Source organism: Pseudomonas sp. BN102, from assembly GCF_029871245.1.
GTDB lineage: Bacteria > Pseudomonadota > Gammaproteobacteria > Pseudomonadales > Pseudomonadaceae > Metapseudomonas.
This window is the reverse complement of record NZ_SSON01000081.1, coordinates 70,254-91,011: the sequence shown is the minus strand read 5'-3', so window position 1 is coordinate 91,011 and position 20,758 is coordinate 70,254. Positions and strand designations below refer to the sequence as shown.

Here is a 20,758-nt window from a genome sequence, read left to right as displayed (position 1 = left end):
GGCCATCCATGGCCCCGCACGCCTCTCGCGGCATCCATGCCGCTCGTCCCCCTGCGCAACGATGCCGCTTGGCCTCCTGACGGGGCAGAGTCGCTGCCCCACCTCTTCTGCACAGGTTCAGGCACTGATCAGGCATCAGGATTGCTGCGCCCTGTCAGGCGCGAGTCACCCCTCTCCTCTTCAGGGAGAGGGGCGGGGGTGAGGGATGTATCAGGCAGGTGCGGAGGCCTGAAAATACCGTACTAGAGCGTTTTGTTCGATGCGGCAACAGCTGGCGTAGACATGGCCAATGAATTCGCCCACAACGGCAGGCTCAGTCGAACAGCACCCTGGCGACATCGGCGAAGCGGCGGGCGAAATGCACGGTCACGCCTTCCTTGAGGTAGTCCGGCAGCTCCTCGAAGGCGCCGCGGTTGGCCTCGGGCAGGATCAGCTCGAAGATTTTCTGCCGGCGCGCGGCGATGACCTTCTCGCGCACGCCGCCAATGGCCAGCACCTGACCGGTCAGTGTCAACTCGCCGGTCATGGCCACCCCTTTTTTCGGCGCCTGATTGCGGGCCAGGGAGAGCAGGGCGCTGGCCATGGTGACGCCGGCGCTGGGACCGTCCTTGGGGGTGGCGCCTTCCGGCACGTGGAGGTGGACGAAGGCCTGGTCGAAGAAGGTCGGATCGCCGCCGTACTGCTTCAGGTGCGAGCTGATGTAGCTGTAGGCGATCTCCGCCGACTCCCTCATCACCTCACCCAGCTGGCCGGTGAGCTTGAAACCGCGGTTGAGGGTGTGGATGCGTGTCGCCTCGATCGGCAGGGTGGCGCCGCCCAGGCTGGTCCAGGCCAGGCCGGTCATCACGCCAATGCCCGCCAACAGCTGTTCCTTGCGGAAGGGCGCCTGGCCGAGGTAGTGCTCCAGGTCCTTCTGCCCGACCTTGATCTTCGCCTCGGGCTCTTCCAGTAGACGCACCACCGACTTGCGGATGATCTTGCCCAACTGCTTTTCCAGCTGGCGCACGCCGGCCTCGCGGGCATAGCCCTCGATCACCGAGGTCAGCGCGCCGTCGGTGATGGCCAGGCGCTCCTTCGGCACGCCGGTGCGTTCCAGCAGGCGCGGCCAGAGATGGCGCTTGGCGATGGCGTGCTTCTCTTCGGTGATGTAGCCGGAGAGGCGGATGGTCTCCATGCGGTCCAACAGCGGGCCGGGGATGGCGTCCAGGGTGTTGGCCGTGCAGACGAAGAGCACCTTGGACAGGTCAAGGCGCAGGTCCAGGTAATGGTCGAGGAATTCGACGTTCTGTTCCGGGTCCAGGGTTTCCAGCAGGGCCGAGGCCGGGTCGCCCTGGTGGCTGGCGCCGAGCTTGTCGATCTCGTCGAGCATGATGACCGGGTTCATCACCTCCACTTCCTTGAGCGCCTGCACCAGCTTGCCGGGCAGGGCCCCAATATAAGTGCGACGGTGGCCCTTGATCTCCGCCTCGTCGCGCATGCCGCCGACACTGAAGCGGTAGAAGGGACGGCCCAGGGATTCGGCGATGGACTTGCCGATGCTGGTCTTGCCGACGCCGGGCGGGCCGACAAGCAGCACGATGGAGCCGGAGATCTCTCCCTTGAAGGCGCCCACCGCGAGGAATTCAAGGATGCGGCTCTTCACGTCGTCCAGGCCGGCGTGGTGCCTGTCCAGCACCTTGCGGGCGTGTTTCAGGTCGAGGCGGTCCTTGCCGTAGACGCCCCAGGGCACAGCGGTTGCCCAGTCCAGGTAGTTGCGGGTGACGGCGTATTCCGGCGAGCCGGTTTCCAGGATCGACAGCTTGTTCAGCTCATCGTCGATGCGCTTCCTGGCCTGATCGGGCAGGACCTTGCCGTCCAGACGGGCGCGGAAGCCGTCGGCGTCGGCGCTCTTGTCGTCCTTGGTGATGCCCAGTTCTTGCTGGATGATCTTCAGCTGTTCCTTGAGGAAGAATTCGCGCTGGTGCTGGCCGATCTTGCGGTTCACCTCGGCGGACAACTCGCTCTGCAGTCGAGCGACCTCCACCTCCTTGCGCAGCATCGGCAGGACCCTTTCCATGCGCTTGAGCACCGGCACCATATCCAGCACCTCCTGCAGCTCACGGGCGGGGGCGGTGGTCAGCGCGGCGGCGAAGTCAGTCAGCGGCGAAGGGTCGTTGGGGCTGAAGCGATTCAAGTAGTTCTTCAACTCCTCGCTGTACAAGGGGTTCAGCGGCAGCAGTTCCTTGATCGCGTTGATCAGCGCCATGCCGTAGGCCTTGACCTCGTCACGCGGGTCCAGGGGGCTTTGCGGATAATCCACCTCCACCAGGTAGGGCGGGCGATGGCGCTTCAGCCAGCCGCGGATGCGTACCCGCGACAGACCCTGGGCGACGAACTGCAGCTTGCCGCCGTCGCGGCTGGCATGGTGCACCCGCACCAGGGTGCCGTGCTCGGGCAGGGTGCTGGGGTCGAAGTGGCGCGGGTCTTCCGGAGGCTGCTCCATGAAGAACAGCGCCAGGCAGTGATGGTCGGTCTTGGCCACCAGCTCCAGGGTTTCCGCCCAGGGCTCTTCGTTGACTATCACCGGCAGCACCTGGGCCGGGAAGAAGGGGCGGTTGTGGATGGGAATGATGTAGACCTTGTCCGGCAGCGCCTGGCCGGGCAATACCAGGCCTGTCCTCTGGCTGGAAGTGGCTTCTTCGACGATGTCGGCGTTGATGTCCTGATCGCTCATGGGGGCACCTGGCAGTTGGCTCATTAAGCCTAGATGGGGCAGGGCGATGGGCATTTCAACCGGCCGAGCGGCTGGCTCCCCGTCTGGCGGCGCTGGGCAATCGACGGTGTCATCGCTAGAATGCGCAAATTTTGATCAAGCCGCCCCATGCTCGAAGCCCGCCTCCTGCGCCTGGACAACCAGGCCAACCACCACGCCCACGATCATCACCAGTTGGTGCTGTCCCTCGCCGGCCGCGCCGAATTCGAGGTGGATGGCCGTGGCGGCGAGGTCTGCCGCATGCGCGCCTGCCTGGTGCCGGGTGATGCCGGGCACCAGTTCGCCGGCATGGGCGAGAACCGTATGCTGATCCTCGACCTGGATGAGCAGGGCACCTCGGCCGAGGACCTCGATCTGCTCGGCCGTCTCTTCGAGACGCCGCGCTACCCCGAGCTGGATGCGGATTTCCAGAACCTGCTGAGCTATGCCGGCGCGGAACTCGCTCGCTACGGCAGCGATCCGCTGCTGGCGCGTTCCCTGGGCGGCACCCTGCTGCGCGCCCTCTACCTGCGGCTGTTCGGTGAAGTGAAGCGGCGGCCGGCCGGCAGCCTCGATGTCGAACGCCTGGACGGTTACATCCAGGGCAACCTGGCCCGGCGCATCAGCGTCGCCGAACTGGCCCAGGTCGCCTGCCTCAGCCCCAGCCACTTCCACGCCCAGTTCAAGGACTGCGTGGGCCTCACGCCCCACCAGTACCTCCTGAAGACCCGCCTCGACCGAGCGGCCCGCCTGCTGCGCGAGAGCGACCAGGCCCTGGTGCGCATCGCCGAGGAATGCGGTTTCTCCAGCCAGAGCGCCTTGACCACGGCCATGCGCCGCTATCTCGGCCTGACTCCCAAACGCCTGCGCGGCGCCGAATAAACCCAACCCCGCTCCTGAGTTGTCGCCTGGGCAGGCCAGTCATCGGTTTTGCTCGAGTAGGAGCAACCCGTTGGTTGTCGGTCGTTGCAACCTGAATTTGCGTTCTCGATGTATGGTTCTACTAAATGGCGCAACCCGACTTCCCGGCCAATACAGCTTTTTGGGCGAAATGGCCGACACTTCTGGTAGGCGGCAGGTTGCACCTTTTGGCGGAAAGTTCCCTGAATCAGAGCATTCGATAAAGGAATCAGAGAATCCGATAAGAAAGGCGGAGTGCCATATCTCTAAATTCCGCACTCGCCTTACGGGGTGCCGGGAACGGGAAGCGTTCTGGCTGGCCGGTGAGGTTGTACTAGACCCAATAGCAATGTTTTCCACATAAAGGAGGGGCGTGATGTCGACAGCAAGTCACGTCGTGCGGGGTGAATCCATCCAGGCCCGCATTGCCGCCTTCTCTTCCGATGTCGTTTGCGGTCTGTTGGCCCTCATGCCTCCTGATTTCCGCATGATCCGCGGCTTTTGCGGGGCATACCGGGAATTCCACTGATTCGCATGGCGGACTGAGCCTCCCGGGGCTTGGTCCTCTATTGCATTGGCAGGGCCGGATGCCCTGCAAGCATTGCTCGACGAGGATTGCTCGGCTCTGTCGCCGGCGTGGTCGAGGATCAAACCGGTAGCCGTCACAAGCGTCTGCCAAATAGCAACCACGGGAGCGGACAACCCGCCGCCCCGAATAAAAACAAACGAGCAGGGGAGACCCCCATGAGTATGAGCAATCCGATGCTGATCACCTTCGTGATCTATATCGCGGCCATGGTGCTGATCGGCTTCGCCGCCTATCGCTCCACCAACAACCTTTCCGACTACATCCTGGGTGGCCGCAGCCTCGGCAGCTTCGTTACCGCGCTGTCCGCCGGCGCCTCCGACATGAGCGGCTGGCTACTGATGGGCCTGCCGGGTGCCGTCTACCTCTCCGGTCTCTCCGAAAGCTGGATCGCCATTGGCCTGATCATCGGCGCCTACCTCAACTGGCTGCTGGTCGCCGGCCGTCTGCGCGTGCAGACCGAGCACAACGGCAACGCCCTGACCTTGCCGGATTACTTCACCAACCGCTTCGAAGACAACAGCCGCATCCTGCGCATCTTCTCCGCCGTGGTGATCCTGGTGTTCTTCACCATCTACTGCGCTTCCGGCGTCGTCGCCGGTGCCCGCCTGTTCGAGAGCACCTTCGGCATCTCCTACGAAACCGCCCTCTGGGCCGGTGCTGCCGCCACCATCTGCTACACCTTCGTCGGCGGCTTCCTCGCCGTGAGCTGGACCGACACCGTCCAGGCCAGCCTGATGATCTTCGCCCTGATCCTCACTCCGATCATCGTGATGATCGCCACCGGCGGCGTGGACACCACGTTCGTCGCCATCGAGATGCAGGATGCGACCAACTTCGACATGTTCAAGGGCGCTACCTTCGTCGGCGTGATCTCGCTGCTTGCCTGGGGCCTGGGCTACTTCGGCCAGCCGCACATCCTGGCGCGCTTCATGGCTGCCGACTCGGTCAAGTCCATCCCCAACGCCCGCCGCATCTCCATGACCTGGATGATCCTCTGCCTCGGCGGCGCGGTAGCCGTCGGCTTCTTCGGCATCGCCTACTTCTCCGCCCATCCTGACCAGGCTGGCGCCGTAACCGCCAACCACGAGCGCGTGTTCATCGAGCTGGCCAAGATCCTCTTCAACCCGTGGGTCGCCGGCGTGCTGCTGTCCGCAATCCTGGCGGCCGTGATGTCCACCCTGAGCTGCCAGCTGCTGGTCTGCTCCAGCGCCCTGACCGAAGACTTCTACAAGGCGTTCTTCCGCAAGAACGCCAGCCAGGCCGAGCTGGTCTGGGTTGGTCGCGCCATGGTGCTGCTGGTGGCCGTGATTTCCATCGTTATTGCCGCTGACCCGGAGAGCAAGGTGCTGGGCCTGGTGTCCTACGCCTGGGCCGGCTTCGGTGCCGCCTTCGGCCCGGTGGTGATCCTGTCCCTGATCTGGAAGGGCATGACCCGCAACGGCGCCCTGGCCGGCATGATCCTCGGTGCCGTAAGCGTGGTGGTCTGGAAGAACTTCTTCGGCTGGACCGGCCTCTACGAAATCATTCCGGGCTTCATCCTCTGCACCCTCGGCATCCTGATCTTCAGCCGCATCGGCAACGGCCCGTCCGCCGCGATGGTCAAACGCTTCGACGAAGCCGAGAAGGAATACCAGGACGCCCACGTCTGACTCTGTACGGCGCGCGGCCGGTCGTCCGCGTGCCGTCAGCCGGGCTTGATGCCCGGGCTCTCACCAACGACCCGATAGTGCTTCACCGGCCCATGTCCGCGGATATGGGCCGGTTTTTTTTGCCCGGGTGATTGCGGGCGCCTCCATTGGGCGGTTCCGGCAGGCTTTGGTGGGGCACGATTTGAGCGGCTTCGACCATAGTCCGAGTTTGGTAAGACGATGGTCGAATGGCTCCACTACAGTGCGGGGGATACAAAAGGCTCCATACAAAAACAACTACCCACCGAGGTATGACCCATGAGTGCTGCTTCTCTGTATCCGGTCCGCCCTGAAGTGGCCGCCCAGTCCCTGACGGACGAGGCGACCTACAAAGCCATGTACCAGCAGTCCGTGATCAATCCCGATGGCTTCTGGCGTGAGCAGGCCAAGCGCATCGACTGGATCAAGCCTTTCACCAAGGTGAAGCAGACCTCCTTCGACGACCATCACGTCGACATCAAGTGGTTCGCCGACGGCACCCTCAACGTCTCCGCCAACTGCCTGGACCGTCACCTCGCCGAGCGTGGCGACCAGGTAGCGATCATCTGGGAAGGCGACGACCCGTCCGAGCACGAGCACATCACCTACCGCGACCTCCACGAGCGCGTCTGCAAGTTCGCCAACGCCCTGCGCGGCCAGGACGTGCACCGCGGCGACGTGGTGACCATCTACATGCCGATGATCCCGGAAGCCGTAGTCGCCATGCTGGCCTGTACCCGCATCGGCGCGATCCACTCCGTGGTGTTCGGCGGCTTCTCGCCCGAGGCGCTGGCCGGCCGAATCATCGATTGCCACTCCAAGGTGGTGATCACTGCCGACGAGGGCCTGCGTGGCGGCAAGAAGACCCCGCTGAAGGCCAATGTCGACGACGCGCTGACCAACCCTGAAACCAGCAGCGTGCAGAAGATCATCGTGGTCAAGCGCACCGGCAGCGAGATCAAGTGGAACCAGCACCGCGACGTCTGGTACGAGGACCTGATGAAAGTGGCGGGCAGCACCTGCGCGCCGAAGGAAATGGGTGCCGAGGACCCGCTGTTCATCCTCTACACCTCCGGCTCCACCGGCAAACCCAAGGGCGTTCTGCACACCACCGGCGGCTACCTGACCTACGCCTCGCTGACCCATGAGCGCGTGTTCGACTACCGTCCGGGCGAAGTCTTCTGGTGCACCGCCGACATCGGCTGGGTCACCGGCCACACCTACCTGGTCTATGGCCCGCTGGCCAACGGCGCCACTACGGTCATGTTCGAAGGCGTGCCGAACTACCCGGACATGACCCGCGTCGCCAAGATCGTCGACAAGCACAAGGTCAACATCCTCTACACCGCCCCGACCGCCATCCGCGCCATGATGGCCGAGGGCAAGGCCGCGGTCGAAGGCGCCGACGGCTCCAGCCTGCGCCTGCTGGGTTCGGTGGGCGAACCGATCAACCCCGAGGCCTGGCACTGGTACTACGAAAACGTCGGCCAGAGCCGCTGCCCGATCGTCGACACCTGGTGGCAGACCGAGACCGGCGCCTGCCTGATGACCCCGCTGCCGGGCGCGCATGCGCTGAAGCCGGGTTCCGCCGCGCGGCCGTTCTTCGGTGTGCAGCCGGCGCTTGTGGATAACCTGGGCAACATCATCGAGGGGGCCGCGGAAGGCAACCTGGTGATCATCGATTCCTGGCCAGGCCAGGCACGGACCCTGTTCGGCGACCACGACCGCTTCGTTGACACCTACTTCAAGACCTTCAAGGGCATGTACTTCACCGGCGACGGCGCCCGTCGCGACGAAGACGGCTACTGGTGGATCACCGGCCGCGTGGACGACGTGCTCAACGTGTCCGGCCACCGTATGGGCACCGCCGAGATCGAGAGCGCCATGGTCGCGCACCCGAAAGTGGCCGAGGCTGCGGTGGTTGGCGTGCCGCACGACATCAAGGGGCAGGGTATCTACGTCTATGTCACCCTGAACGCCGGCGAGGACTCTTCTGAGCAACTGCGCCAGGAGTTGCGGAACTGGGTGCGCAAGGAGATCGGTCCGATCGCTACCCCCGATGTGATCCAGTGGGCTCCGGGCCTTCCGAAGACCCGCTCGGGCAAGATCATGCGCCGTATCCTGCGCAAGATCGCCGTCGCCGAATACGATGCCCTCGGCGACATCTCCACCCTGGCTGATCCCGGCGTGGTGCAACACCTCATCGATACTCACCGCACCATGCAGGCAGCCTGACCCGGCTCTGCCGCAAAACCCCGCCCCGGCCACAAGCCGGGGCGGGGTTTTGCATTTGTGGGCGGGGTATCAGAGTGAGCTGTGCTTGGTGTAGGAGCGAGCTTGCTCGCGAAAGGTGGCGCTCGGGCTGTTCGCGAGCAAGAACTCGGCGTCCCCCTCGCTCCTACAAGTCCGGGTGGTGCGCCGCTCGCGCTAAATACCGATTCAATATCGGGTTTTCGGCATGGCGGGGAAGGGGAGTCGCTCCAGGTAACATCTCGCGTTACGCCGTGCACCCATTCGATTCCTTCGGGAACGCAATGGATCGTTCCGGGGCATTCTCCAGCTTGTTCGGAACAAGTCGAAATCCTGGAGGTGCCTGAAAGTAAGGCTTCTCTATTTTGTGGCCTGATAATTGCTGGAATACCAGGTTATTTAGCATCTTTTTCCGGCACTTTTCTTCGCGCCTGTCAATCCTCTTCCTCCCCCTCTTCGGCGCTTCTGTAATTTGTTGTCGCATTGAAGAAATATCGGCTTAAGGGCTGTGGCTAGAATGCCGCACACCCAGTCGGAGCCTTTTGCCTACGGCCATCAGCCAGCAAAGACGACGACTCTTTCTACAATTCGTGGACCGTCTGGGCGAACTCTCACGCTGCCAACAGAAGCCGTACCACTTTGAAGGAGTCATAAGATGAAAAAGATTGCACTTCTCGGCGCCATCGCGCTGTCCCTGTTGTCGCCGCTGGCAGCCATCGCCGATGATGCCAAGCCCCTGCGTATCGGTATCGAAGCGGCGTATCCGCCCTTCGCGTTCAAGACTCCGGAAGGCAAGATCACTGGTTTCGACTACGACATCGGCAACGCCCTGTGCGAAGAAATGAAGGTCGAGTGCAAGTGGATCGAGCAGGAATTCGACGGCCTGATCCCGGCCCTGAAAGTGCGCAAGTTCGACGCCGTGCTGTCGTCCATGACCATCACCGAAGAGCGCCTGAAATCGGTGGACTTCACCAAGAAGTACTACCACACCCCCGCTCGCCTCGCGATGAAGGAAGGCGCTGTCGTCAATGACCCGCTGACCGATCTCAAGGGCAAGAAGGTCGGCGTGCAGCGCGCCTCCATCTACGATCGCTACGCCACTGACGTCTTCGCGCCGGCCGGTGTCGAAGTGGTGCGCTACAGCTCGCAGAACGAAATCTTCCTCGACATGACTGCCGGCCGCCTCGACGCCACCCTGGCGGACGTGGTCAACATCGACGACGGCTTCCTCAAGACCGACGCCGGCAAGGGCTTCGCCCTGGTTGGTCCGGACTTCACCGAGAAGAAGTACTTCGGCGAAGGCGCCGGCATCGCCGTGCGCAAGGGCGACAAGGCCCTGGCCGAGAAGATCAACAATGCCATCGCCGCCATCCGTGCCAATGGCAAATACAAGGAAGTGCAGGACAAGTACTTCAAGTTCGACGTCTACGGCGAGTAATCGCTTTTCCCAGAAAGTGGCACAAACTTCAGATAGCGGTTTGTGCCACTTTTTCGTTGTAGCGGTGCCGTCCGGCTCGGTCCGGCGCGCTGCATGAGGATCTGAATCATGCTCAACGGCTACGGCTCGACCATTCTCGATGGTGCCTGGCTCACCCTGTTGCTGGCCTTGTCGTCCATCACCATGGCGGTGGTGCTCGGCCTGATCGGTGCGGCTTTCCGACTCTCTCCGATCAGGTGGCTGTCCATCCTGGGCGAGACCTATGCCACCGTGATTCGAGGCATTCCGGACCTGGTGCTGATCCTGCTGATCTTCTACGGCGGCCAGCAGGTGGTGAACATCGTGGCGCCCATGGTCGGCTATGAGGATTACATCGACCTGGACCCCTTCTGGTCCGGCGTCTTCACCCTTGGCTTCATCTTCGGTGCCTACCTCTCGGAAACCTTCCGCGGCGCCTTCATGGCGATCCCGAAAGGGCAGGGCGAGGCAGGCCTGGCCTATGGCATGAGCGGGACCAAGGTGTTCTTCCGCATCCTGGTGCCGCAGATGATCCGCCTGGCGATTCCCGGCTTCACCAACAACTGGCTGGTGATGACCAAGGCCACCGCGCTGATCTCGGTGGTCGGCCTGCAGGACATGATGTTCAAGGCCAAGAGCGCAGCGGACGCGACCCGTGAACCCTTCACCTTCTATCTTGCGGTAGCGGCGCTCTACCTGGTGCTGACCAGCGTTTCCCTGCTGGCCCTGCGCTACATGGAAAGGCGCTACTCGGCAGGCATCAAGGCGGCTGAACTATGATCTTCGACTACAACGTGATCTGGGAGAGCCTGCCGCTCTACTTCGGTGGCGTGCTGGTGACCCTCAAGCTCCTGGCGATTTCCCTGGCGCTGGGCCTGACCGCGGCCGTGCCGCTGGCGCTGATGCGCGTATCCAAGCAGCCCTGGGTGAATTTCCCCGCCTGGCTCTACACCTATGTGATCCGCGGCACCCCCATGCTGGTGCAGCTGTTCCTCATCTATTACGGCCTGGCCCAGTTCGAGGCCGTGCGTGAGAGCGCGCTCTGGCCTTACCTGTCCAACGCGACCTTTTGCGCCTGCCTGGCATTCGCCATCAACACCAGTGCCTACACCGCGGAAATCCTCGCCGGCAGCATCAAGGCCACTCCCTATGGCGAGATCGAGGCGGCCAAGGCCATGGGCATGTCCCGCGCCAAGCTCTATCGCCGCATCCTCCTGCCTTCGGCGCTGCGTCGCGCGCTGCCGCAGTACAGCAACGAAGTGATCATGATGCTGCACACCACCAGCCTGGCGTCCATCGTTACCCTGATCGACATCACCGGCGCCGCGCGCACCGTGAACTCGCAGTACTACCTGCCGTTCGAGGCCTTCATCACCGCCGGTGCGTTCTACCTGTGCCTGACCTTCATCCTGGTGCGCCTGTTCAAGGCCGCCGAGCGTCGCTACCTGGCCTACCTGGCCCCGCGCAGGGCCTGATGCCATGCAAACTATCGATCATGAACTGCCCTGGGGTTGCCTGGGGACCCGCCGCCAGCTGACGGTCTTCCGTTTCGGCAGCGGTGGGCGCAAGGCCTATATCCAGGCCTCGTTGCACGCCGATGAGCTGCCGGGGATGCGTGTGGCGGTGGAGCTCAAGCGCCGTCTGCGCGAACTGGAAGAGCAGGGCTGCCTGACCGGCCTGATCGAACTGGCGCCGGTGGCCAACCCTATCGGCCTCGGCCAACTGCTCCAGGCGACCCAGCAGGGCCGTTTCGAGTTCGGCAGCGGCAAGAACTTCAACCGCGACTTCCCTGATCTGGCCAGCCTGGTGGCGCCCCGAGTGGATGGGCGCCTGGGCGCCGATGCCGAGGCCAACGTTGCGCTGATCCGCCAGGCCATGCAGGAAGCCTTTGCCGCGCTGCCGCCGGCGGGTTCCGAGCTGACCGGCCTGCAGCGCCTGCTGCTTCAGCACGCCTGCGACGCCGACCTGGTGCTGGACCTGCATTGCGACTTCGAGGCCGCCGTGCACCTCTATTGCCTGCCGCAGCACGCGGCTGCGCTGCGTCCACTGGCGGCACGCCTGCACGCGGGCGCCGTGCTGACAGCCGAAGACTCCGGCGGCAGCTCCTTCGACGAATCCTGCTCGCTGCCCTGGCTCCGCCTAGCGCATCGTTTTCCCCAGGCGGCGATTCCCCCGGCCTGCATGGCGACCACGGTCGAGCTGGGCGGTATGGCGGACACCGACAAGCCGCTCGCCGAGGCGCGTGCCGAAGCCATCCTGGCCTACCTCGCCGAGCAGGGGCTGATCGCTGGCGAGTGGCCGGCTGCGCCGCAAGAGAGCTGCGAGCCAACGCCCTTCGAGGGCGCCGAATACCTCTACGCGCCCCATGCCGGGGTGGTGAGCTTCCTGCAACCCGCCGGGGCCAGGGTCAAGGCGGGCGACCCGCTGTTCGAGGTGATCGATCCGCTGGATGACCGCCACGCCGTGGTGCGCGCGTCGGTGGATGGAGTGCTGTTCGCGCGCGAACGTACGCGTTTCGCGCAACCTGGACTGTGGCTGGCCAAGGTGGCCGGCCGTGAACCCATTCGTCAGGGACGCCTGCTGAGCGACTGAGCCAAACGAGACCTAGACCATGTACAAACTGGAAGTCCAAGACCTGCACAAGCGCTATGGCAGCCACGAAGTGCTCAAGGGCGTGTCCCTGGCGGCCAAGGCGGGCGACGTCATCAGCATCATCGGCTCGAGCGGCTCGGGCAAGAGTACCTTCCTGCGCTGCATCAACATGCTGGAGCAGCCCCACGGCGGCAAGATCCTCCTCAATGGCGAGGAGCTGAAGCTGGTGGCCAACAGGGACGGCGGCCTCAAGGCCGCCGACGCCAAGCAGCTGCAGCGCATGCGCTCGCGCCTGGCGATGGTGTTCCAGCATTTCAACCTCTGGTCGCACATGAGCGCCCTGGAGAACGTGATCGAGGCGCCGGTGCATGTGCTCGGCGTGCCAAAGAAGGAAGCCATCGAGAAGGCCGAGCATTACCTGGCCAAGGTGGGCGTAGCGCACCGCAAGGATGCCTATCCGTCGCACATGTCCGGCGGTGAGCAGCAGCGCGTGGCCATCGCCCGTGCCCTGGCCGTGGAGCCGGAAGTGATGCTCTTCGACGAGCCCACCTCGGCCCTGGACCCGGAGCTGGTGGGTGAAGTGCTCAAGGTGATGCAGGACCTGGCGCTGGAAGGTCGTACCATGGTGGTGGTGACCCACGAGATGGGCTTTGCCCGCGAAGTTTCCAACCAGTTGGTGTTCCTGCACAAGGGCCTGGTGGAGGAGCGTGGTTGCCCGAAGGAAGTGCTCGCCAACCCGCAGTCCGATCGCCTCAAGCAGTTCCTTTCCGGCAGCCTGAAGTGATCTCCGACGCGGCGGCCCCAGGGCCGCCGCGGCGCATTAGAATGCAGGCCGCAAGCCTGCCCTTGCCTTGTTCCCTTCCTCTTTCCGGGGTCTGCTAAGCTGCCTGCCATGACTGCCCATCGAATCGCCTTTCTCCTCTGGCCTGGTACCAAGGCGCTGACCCTGGCGCTGGCCGAGGAAGCCCTGCGTGTTGCCCAGCGACTCCATCCGGAAGTGGTTTACGAGATGTCTTTCCTGCAGGCCGAACCGGCTGCCGAGGGCGCTTGGCGCCTGCCTGGCGATGCCTGGGCCGGCAAGCTGGACGGCCTGCAGCGCTTGTTCCTGCTGGCCGACGAGCCACCGGCGAACTTGTCGCCGGCACTGTCGGCGGCGATCAAGCAGCTGGTGCGTGCCGGCTGCGTGGTTGGCGGCCTGTCCGCCGGGGTCTATCCGCTGGCGCAACTGGGCCTGCTGGATGGCTACCGCGCGGCGGTGCACTGGCGTTGGCAGGACGATTTTACCGAGCGTTTTCCCAAGGTGATCGCCACCAGCCACCTGTTCGACTGGGACCGTGACCGCCTCACTGCCTGCGGCGGCCTGGCCGTGCTCGACCTGCTGCTGGCGCTACTGGCCCGCGACCATGGCGCCGAGCTTGCCGGTGCGGTGTCCGAGGAGCTGGTGGTGGAGCGCATCCGCGAAGGCGGCGAGCGCCAGCGCATCCCGCTGCAGAATCGCCTCGGCTCCAGCCATCCGAAGCTGACCCAGGCCGTGCTGCTGATGGAAGCCAATATCGAAGAGCCGCTGACCACTGACGAGATCGCCCAGCACGTCTGCGTGTCCCGCCGTCAGCTGGAGCGCATCTTCAAGCAGTATCTCAATCGTGTGCCCAGCCAGTACTACCTGGAGCTGCGCCTGAACAAGGCGCGGCAGATGCTGATGCAGACCAGCAAGTCGATCATCCAGATCGGCCTGTCCTGCGGCTTCTCCTCCGGCCCGCACTTCTCCAGCGCCTACCGCAACTTCTTCGGCGTCACCCCCCGCGAAGACCGCAACCAGCGCCGCGGCGCCAGCCCCTTCGAGACCCAGCCGCAGCCGGTGGCGGTGGCCGAACGGGGCTGATCCTTCTTTTTCCCCGCTTCTTCTTCTCTTGTGGGGGCGAATTCATTCGCTAAGCAGGCCGCAGGCCTGCCTTTCAGGTTCCCATGGGGCAGCTGCGCTGCCCTTGGCGAACGAATTCGCCCCCCACAGCTTTCCCAATCCCCTCATGCGTGAATACCCACCAGTCACCCCGTGGAGAAATTTTCCCCGCGCGTGCCTGGCAGCGGCGATCAGCGTTTAAACTGCGCCTTCCCGACGCTTTCTGTCGCATTTCCATAAGCGCCGGTTTTCGCCGGGTTGGCGCTGTAAGAAGTTGTCGCATGGCGGCAATGCCAACCCCGAATCAGTCCCTACAATCCTTTCATCACTAGCCGTTCATGGCAGGAGAAACTGATGTCCGTTGAGCATGCGCAGGTCGAGCGCGCCGATTTCGACAAGGTGATGGTTCCCAACTATGCCCCCGCCGCTTTCATCCCGGTGCGAGGCCAGGGTTCCCGAGTCTGGGACCAGTCCGGTCGCGAGTTGATCGACTTTGCCGGCGGCATCGCCGTGAACTCCCTTGGCCATGCGCACCCGGCGCTGGTCAAGGCGCTCACCGAGCAGGCCAACAAGATTTGGCACGTGTCCAATGTCTTCACCAACGAGCCGGCCCTGCGCCTGGCCAAGAAGCTGGTGGACGCCACCTTCGCCGAGCGCGTGTTCCTCGCCAACTCCGGCGCCGAGGCCAACGAGGCGGCTTTCAAGCTGGCCCGCCGTTATGCCCACGACGTCTACGGCCCGCAGAAGCACGAGATCATCTCGGCCACTAACAGCTTCCACGGCCGCACCCTGTTCACCGTGACCGTCGGCGGCCAGCCGAAATACTCCGATGGCTTCGGGCCGAAGATGGAAGGCATCACCCATGTGCCTTTCAACGACCTGGAAGCCCTGAAGGCGGCCATCTCCGACAAGACTTGCGCCGTGGTCCTGGAACCCGTGCAGGGCGAGGGCGGCGTGCTGCCGGCGGACAAGGCCTACCTGGAAGGCGCCCGCAAGCTGTGCGACGAGCACAACGCACTGCTGGTGTTCGACGAAGTGCAGAGCGGCATGGGCCGTAGTGGCTACCTGTTCGCCTACGAGCACTACGGCGTGACCCCGGACATCCTCTCCAGTGCCAAGAGCCTGGGTGGCGGTTTCCCGATCGGCGCGATGCTGACCACCAGCGAGATCGCCAAGCATCTCTCGGTGGGCACCCATGGCACCACCTACGGCGGCAATCCGCTGGCCAGCGCCGTGGCTGAAGCTGTGCTGGACGTGATCAACACCCCGGAAGTGCTCAGTGGCATCAATGCCAAGCATGACCGGTTCAAGGCCCGCCTCGAGGCGATCGGTGCCAAGTACGGCATCTTCACTGAAGTTCGCGGCCTTGGCCTGCTGATCGGTGCCGTGCTTTCCGAAGCCTGGAAGGGCAAGGCGAAGGACGTGCTGAACGCTGCCGAGAAGGAAGCGGTGATGGTCCTGCAGGCCAGCCCGGACGTGGTGCGCTTCGCGCCCAGCCTGGTGATCCCGGATGCGGACATCGACGAAGGCCTGGACCGCTTCGAGCGCGCCGTGGCCAAGCTGACCCAGGCGTAAGCCACAGCGGTACGCAGCGCAAGGACGCGCTGTGCGTACAACCCAGGGATGAAACGGATTCATGCGTGAGCGCGGGCCATCGGGGCCCGGCTTTCTCCGGACGGATCGAGCGGTTCGCCCGGAGCTTTTAACAAGAAAAGGAGTGACCCCATGCTGGTGATGCGCCCCGCGCAAATGGCCGACCTCGCTGAAGTCCAGCGCCTGGCCGCGGATAGCCCCGTGGGTGTCACTTCCTTGCCGGACGACGCCCAGGTCCTGGGCGAGAAGATCGGCTCCTCCGAGGCATCCTTCTCCGCCGAAGTGAGCTTCAATGGCGAAGAAAGCTACTTCTTCGTCCTCGAAGACAGCACGACCGGCCGCCTGGCCGGCTGCTCGGCGATAGTCGCCTCCGCCGGTTTCTCCGAGCCCTTCTACAGTTTCCGCAACGAGACCTTCGTGCACGCCTCGCGGTCGCTTGCGATCCACAACAAGATCCACGTCCTGTCGCTTTGCCATGACCTCACCGGCAACAGCCTGCTGACCAGCTTCTACGTCCAGCGCGACCTGGTGAACACCCCCATGGCCGAGCTCAATTCCCGCGCCCGCCTGCTGTTCATGGCCAGCCACCCGGAACGCTTCGCCGATGCCGTGGTAGTGGAGATCGTCGGTTACAGCGACGAGCAGGGCGAGTCGCCGTTCTGGGATGCGGTGGGGCGCAACTTCTTCGACCTCAACTACACCGAGGCGGAGCGCCTGTCCGGCCTGAAGAGCCGCACCTTCCTCGCCGAGCTGATGCCGCATTACCCGATCTACGTGCCGCTGCTGCCGGACGCCGCCCAGGAATCCATGGGCCAGGTGCACCCGCGGGCGCAGATCACCTTCGACATCCTGATGCGCGAAGGCTTCGAGACCGACAACTACATCGACATCTTCGACGGCGGTCCGACCCTGCACGCGCGCACCTCCAGCATCCGCTCCATCGCCCAGAGCCGCATGGTGCCGGTCAAGCTCGGCGACCAGGGCAAGGTCGGCCGCCAGTACCTGGTGTGCAACGGCCAGTTGCAGGATTTCCGCGCCTTGGTCGCGGAGCTGGACTGGGTGCCCGGCAAGCCCGTGGTGCTCGACGAGGACACCGCCGAAGCCCTGGGCGTCGGCGAGGGTGCCAGCGTCCGCCTGGTCGCGGTTTGATCCAAAGCGGCAAGCTGCAAGCCACTAGCGGCAAGCCAGCCTGCCTTCCAACTTGTAGCTTGCCGCTTGAAGCTTGTAGCTAATCCGGAGGATCCATGATCGTTCGTCCCGTACGCAGCGCCGACTTGCCGGCCCTGATCGACCTGGCGCGCAGCACTGGCGCAGGCCTGACCACATTGCCGGCCAATGAAGAGCGCCTGGCGCATCGCGTCGGCTGGGCGGAAAAGGCATTCCGTGGCGAGGCCGAGCGCGCCGATGCGGACTACCTGTTCGTCCTCGAGGACGACGACGGCACCGTCATCGGCATTTCCGCCGTTGCCGGCGCGGTGGGGCTGCGCGAGCCCTGGTACAACTACCGGGTCGGCCTGACCGTCAGCGCCTCCCAGGAACTGCACATCCACCGGCAGATTCCGACCCTGTTCCTGGCTAACGACCTGACCGGCAACTCCGAGCTCTGCTCGCTGTTCCTCCATGCCGGCCACCGCAGCGGCCTGAACGGCCGGCTGCTGTCCAAGGCGCGCTTCCTGTTCATCGCCGAGTTCCCCGAACTGTTCGGCGGCAAGGTCATCGCCGAAATGCGCGGCATGTCCGACCAGAACGGCGTTTCGCCCTTCTGGGACAGCCTGGGCCGGCACTTCTTCAAGATGGAGTTTTCCCGCGCCGACTACCTCACCGGCGTCGGCAACAAGGCCTTCATTGCCGAACTGATGCCCAAATTCCCGCTTTACACGTGCTTTCTGTCGGAGGCGGCGCGCGAGGTCATCGGCCGCGTGCACACCGATACCGAGCCGGCCCTGGCCATGCTCAAGGGCGAAGGCTTCAGCTATCAGGGCTATGTCGACATCTTCGACGCGGGCCCGGCCATCGAGTGCGAGACGGCGAAGATCCGCGCCGTGCGCGACAGCCAGAGCCTGGTCCTGGCCGTCGGCACCCCGGGCGGGGACGCCACGCCATTCCTGATCCACAACCGCAAGCGCGAAGACTGCCGCATCACCGCTGCGCCGGCCCGCCTGGCCGCCGGCACCCTGGTGGTCGACGCGCTGACGGCCAAACGCCTGAAACTCTCCGCCGGCGCCTCCGTACGCGCCGTGCCGCTGTCGGCCAAGGAGTCCGTATAAATGAGCACCCATTTCGTTGCAGGTAACTGGCAGGCAGGGCAGGGAGAGGCGTTCGAGTCGCTGAACCCGGTGACCCAGGCGGTCGTCTGGTCCGGCCGTGGCGCCACTGCGGCCCAGGTGGACGAAGCGGTGAAAGCCGCCCGCGCCGCCTTCCCGGCCTGGGCCCGTCGCCCGCTGGAGGAGCGCATCGGCGTCCTCGAACAGTTCGCCGTGACCTTGCGCAGCCATGCCGACGAGCTGGCCCGCTGCATTGGCGAGGAAACCGGCAAGCCGCTGTGGGAATCCGCTACCGAAGTGACCAGCATGGTCAACAAGGTCGCCATCTCCATCCAGAGCTATCGCGAGCGCACCGGCGAGAAGAGCGGTCCCCTGGCCGACGCCACTGCCGTGCTGCGCCACAAGCCCCACGGCGTGGTGGCGGTGTTCGGCCCGTACAACTTCCCCGGCCACCTGCCCAACGGGCATATCGTGCCGGCGCTGCTGGCCGGCAACGCGGTGATCTTCAAGCCCAGCGAGCTGACCCCCAAGGTCGCCGAGCTGACGGTGAAATGCTGGATCGAGGCCGGCTTGCCGGCCGGCGTGCTCAACCTGCTGCAAGGGGCCCGCGAAACCGGCGTCGCCCTGGCCGGCAACCCGGGTATCGACGGTCTGTTCTTCACCGGCTCCAGCCGCACCGGCAATCTGCTGCATCAGCAGTTCGCCGGCCGCCCAGACAAGATCCTGGCGCTGGAGATGGGTGGCAACAACCCGCTGGTGGTGGATCAGGTCCAGGATGTGGATGCCGCGGTCTACACCATCATCCAGTCGGCCTTCATTTCCGCCGGCCAGCGCTGCACCTGCGCCCGCCGCCTGCTGGTGCCGGAAGGCGCCTGGGGCGATGCGTTGCTGGCGCGCCTGGTGAGCGTGGCCAGTACCATCAAGGTCGGCGCCTTCGACGCCCAGCCCGCGCCCTTCATGGGCTCGGTGATTTCCCTGGTCGCCGCGCAGCACCTGCTGCAGGCCCAGCAGCAACTGATCGCCAAGGGCGCCAAGGCGCTGCTGGCCATGACCCAGCCCCAGGCCGATGCCGCGCTGCTCACGCCCGGCATTCTCGACGTCAGCGCCGTGGCCGACCGCCCGGATGAAGAATTCTTCGGCCCGCTGCTGCAGGTGATCCGCTACAGCGACTTCGATGCCGCGATAGCCGAGGCCAACGCCACCCAGTACGGCCTGGCTGCCGGCCTGCTGTCGGATTCGGCCGAGCGCTACCAGCGGTTCCTCATCGAAAGCCGTGCCGGCATCGTCAACTGGAACAAGCAACTGACCGGCGCCGCCAGCAGCGCGCCCTTCGGTGGAGTCGGCGCCTCCGGCAACCACCGCGCCAGTGCCTACTACGCCGCGGACTACTGCGCCTATCCGGTGGCCTCGCTGGAAAGCGAAACCCTTGCCCTGCCTGCAACCCTTACTCCAGGAGTCAGCTTGTGAACGCCTATGAAGTGAACTTCGACGGACTGGTCGGCCCGACCCACAACTACGGTGGCCTGTCCTACGGCAACGTTGCCTCGCAGAGCAACAGCCAGGCGGTCTCCAACCCGAAGGAAGCTGCACTGCAGGGCCTGGGCAAGATGAAGGCGCTGATGGAAATGGGCTTCAAGCAGGGCGTGTTCGCCCCGCAGGAGCGCCAGGACGTCGCTGCCCTGCGCAGCCTGGGCTTCTCCGGCAGCGATGCCGACGTGATCGCCCAGGCCGCCAAGGAAGCCATGCCGCTGCTGGCCGCCTGCAGCTCGGCCTCGAGCATGTGGACCGCCAACTCCTGCACCGTCAGCCCCAGTGCCGACACCGCGGACGGCCGTGTGCATTTCACCGCCGCCAACCTGAACTGCAAGTTCCACCGCTCGATCGAACACCCGACTACCAGCCGCGTGCTGGGCGCCATGTTCGCCAACGACAAGTTCTTCGCCCACCATGCCGCGCTGCCGGCGGTGGGGCAGTTCGGTGACGAAGGCGCGGCCAACCACACCCGTTTCTGCAAGGGTTATGGCGATGCCGGCGTGGAGTTCTTCGTGTTCGGCCGCAGCGCCTTCGACGCGCGCTTCCCGTCTCCGCAGCGCTATCCGGCGCGGCAGACCCTGGAAGCCTGCCAGGCGGTCGCTCGTTTGCACGGCCTTGGCGCCGAGGGTGTGGTCTACGCTCAACAGAACCCGGCGGTGATCGACCAGGGTGTGTTCCACAACGACGTGATTTCGGTGGGCAACGGCGAGGTACTGTTCTACCACGAGGACGCCTTCCTCGAGACCGACAAGGTCCTCGCCGAGCTGGACGGCAAGCTGGGCCGACGCGGCGGCCGCTTCCAGGCGGTACGCGTGCCGCGCAGTGCGGTGGGCGTGGAGGACGCAGTGCGTTCCTACCTGTTCAACAGCCAGCTGCTCAGCCGCGACGACGGCAGCATGCTGCTGATCGTGCCGGAAGAGTGCCGCGGCAACGCCAACGTCTGGAACTACCTGAACGAGCTCACCTCGGGCCAGGGGCCGATTCGTGAAGTGAAGGTGTTCGACCTCAAGCAGAGCATGCAGAACGGCGGTGGGCCCGCCTGCCTGCGCCTGCGTGTGGCGCTGAAGGAAAGCGAGCTGGCGGCGGTGAATCCGGGTGTGATCATGACCCCCGCGCTCTACGCCACCCTGACCGCCTGGGTCGAGAAGCACTACCGCGACCGCCTCAGCGAAAGCGACCTGGCCGACCCGCAATTGCTGGTCGAGTGCCGGACGGCATTGGATGAACTGACGCAGATCCTTAAACTGGGCGCTGTTTATCCCTTCCAGCTCAACTGAGAGTCC

16 protein-coding genes are annotated in these 20,758 nt (G+C 64.6%); 15 read left to right on the top strand and 1 reads right to left on the bottom strand.

What is annotated here, in order from left to right:
* Positions 1 to 313: 313 nt before the first annotated feature.
* Positions 314 to 2,713 (bottom strand): endopeptidase La, encoded by a 2,400-nt coding sequence (lon, locus tag E8F12_RS29915; protein ID WP_280328821.1) that lies wholly within the window; start codon positions 2,711 to 2,713, stop codon positions 314 to 316.
* Positions 2,714 to 2,860: 147 nt separating this feature from the next.
* Between lon and E8F12_RS29910 the strand changes: the two genes are divergently transcribed.
* The 15 genes from E8F12_RS29910 (at position 2,861) to astB (ending at position 20,752) form a co-directional block, all read left to right on the top strand.
* Positions 2,861 to 3,613, top strand: a complete 753-nt coding sequence (locus tag E8F12_RS29910) for an AraC family transcriptional regulator (protein ID WP_280328820.1) — start codon at positions 2,861 to 2,863, stop codon at positions 3,611 to 3,613.
* Positions 3,614 to 4,007: 394 nt separating this feature from the next.
* Entirely contained in the window at positions 4,008 to 4,160 is a 153-nt protein-coding gene (locus tag E8F12_RS29905; protein ID WP_280328819.1) for a hypothetical protein, read from the top strand.
* Between the two features lie 215 nt (positions 4,161 to 4,375).
* Positions 4,376 to 5,869, top strand: a complete 1,494-nt coding sequence (putP, locus tag E8F12_RS29900; RefSeq protein WP_280328818.1) for a sodium/proline symporter PutP — start codon at positions 4,376 to 4,378, stop codon at positions 5,867 to 5,869.
* A gap of 297 nt (positions 5,870 to 6,166) precedes the next feature.
* Entirely contained in the window at positions 6,167 to 8,122 is a 1,956-nt protein-coding gene (gene acs, locus E8F12_RS29895) for an acetate--CoA ligase (protein WP_280328817.1), read from the top strand.
* A 670-nt stretch (positions 8,123 to 8,792) separates the two neighbouring features.
* The gene (locus tag E8F12_RS29890) at positions 8,793 to 9,575 is read left to right on the top strand and encodes an ABC transporter substrate-binding protein (protein ID WP_280328816.1); all 783 of its coding nucleotides are present in this window, start codon (positions 8,793 to 8,795) and stop codon (positions 9,573 to 9,575) included.
* A gap of 108 nt (positions 9,576 to 9,683) precedes the next feature.
* Positions 9,684 to 10,373, top strand: coding sequence for an ABC transporter permease (locus tag E8F12_RS29885; protein ID WP_280287490.1), 690 nt, complete (start codon positions 9,684 to 9,686; stop codon positions 10,371 to 10,373).
* Positions 10,370 to 11,068: an ABC transporter permease gene (locus E8F12_RS29880; protein ID WP_280328815.1), complete on the top strand. Its 699-nt coding sequence runs from the start codon at positions 10,370 to 10,372 to the stop codon at positions 11,066 to 11,068. The genes E8F12_RS29885 and E8F12_RS29880 overlap by 4 nt, the downstream gene beginning before the upstream one ends.
* A 4-nt stretch (positions 11,069 to 11,072) precedes the next feature.
* Positions 11,073 to 12,185, top strand: coding sequence for a M14 family metallopeptidase (locus E8F12_RS29875; protein WP_280328814.1), 1,113 nt, complete (start codon positions 11,073 to 11,075; stop codon positions 12,183 to 12,185).
* Between the two features lie 19 nt (positions 12,186 to 12,204).
* On the top strand, positions 12,205 to 12,969 hold the full coding sequence (gene aotP, locus E8F12_RS29870; RefSeq protein WP_280328813.1) for an arginine/ornithine transport ATP-binding protein AotP: 765 nt from the start codon (positions 12,205 to 12,207) through the stop codon (positions 12,967 to 12,969).
* A gap of 108 nt (positions 12,970 to 13,077) precedes the next feature.
* Positions 13,078 to 14,067, top strand: a complete 990-nt coding sequence (gene argR / locus E8F12_RS29865) for a transcriptional regulator ArgR (RefSeq protein ID WP_280328812.1) — start codon at positions 13,078 to 13,080, stop codon at positions 14,065 to 14,067.
* 372 nt (positions 14,068 to 14,439) lie between these two features.
* Complete coding sequence (locus tag E8F12_RS29860; protein ID WP_280328811.1) at positions 14,440 to 15,660, top strand: aspartate aminotransferase family protein; 1,221 nt, start codon at positions 14,440 to 14,442, stop codon at positions 15,658 to 15,660.
* A 150-nt stretch (positions 15,661 to 15,810) separates the two neighbouring features.
* The gene (gene aruF / locus E8F12_RS29855) at positions 15,811 to 16,827 is read left to right on the top strand and encodes an arginine/ornithine succinyltransferase subunit alpha (RefSeq protein WP_280328810.1); all 1,017 of its coding nucleotides are present in this window, start codon (positions 15,811 to 15,813) and stop codon (positions 16,825 to 16,827) included.
* A gap of 95 nt (positions 16,828 to 16,922) precedes the next feature.
* Positions 16,923 to 17,945 carry an arginine N-succinyltransferase gene (gene astA, locus E8F12_RS29850; protein WP_280328809.1) on the top strand — a complete coding sequence of 341 codons (1,023 nt, stop codon included), beginning with the start codon at positions 16,923 to 16,925 and terminating at the stop codon, positions 17,943 to 17,945.
* The gene (astD, locus tag E8F12_RS29845) at positions 17,946 to 19,409 is read left to right on the top strand and encodes a succinylglutamate-semialdehyde dehydrogenase (RefSeq protein ID WP_280328808.1); all 1,464 of its coding nucleotides are present in this window, start codon (positions 17,946 to 17,948) and stop codon (positions 19,407 to 19,409) included.
* Positions 19,406 to 20,752 carry an N-succinylarginine dihydrolase gene (astB, locus tag E8F12_RS29840; RefSeq protein WP_280328807.1) on the top strand — a complete coding sequence of 449 codons (1,347 nt, stop codon included), beginning with the start codon at positions 19,406 to 19,408 and terminating at the stop codon, positions 20,750 to 20,752. Before astD ends, astB begins: the two co-directional genes overlap by 4 nt.
* The last annotated feature ends 6 nt before the right edge of the window (positions 20,753 to 20,758 follow it).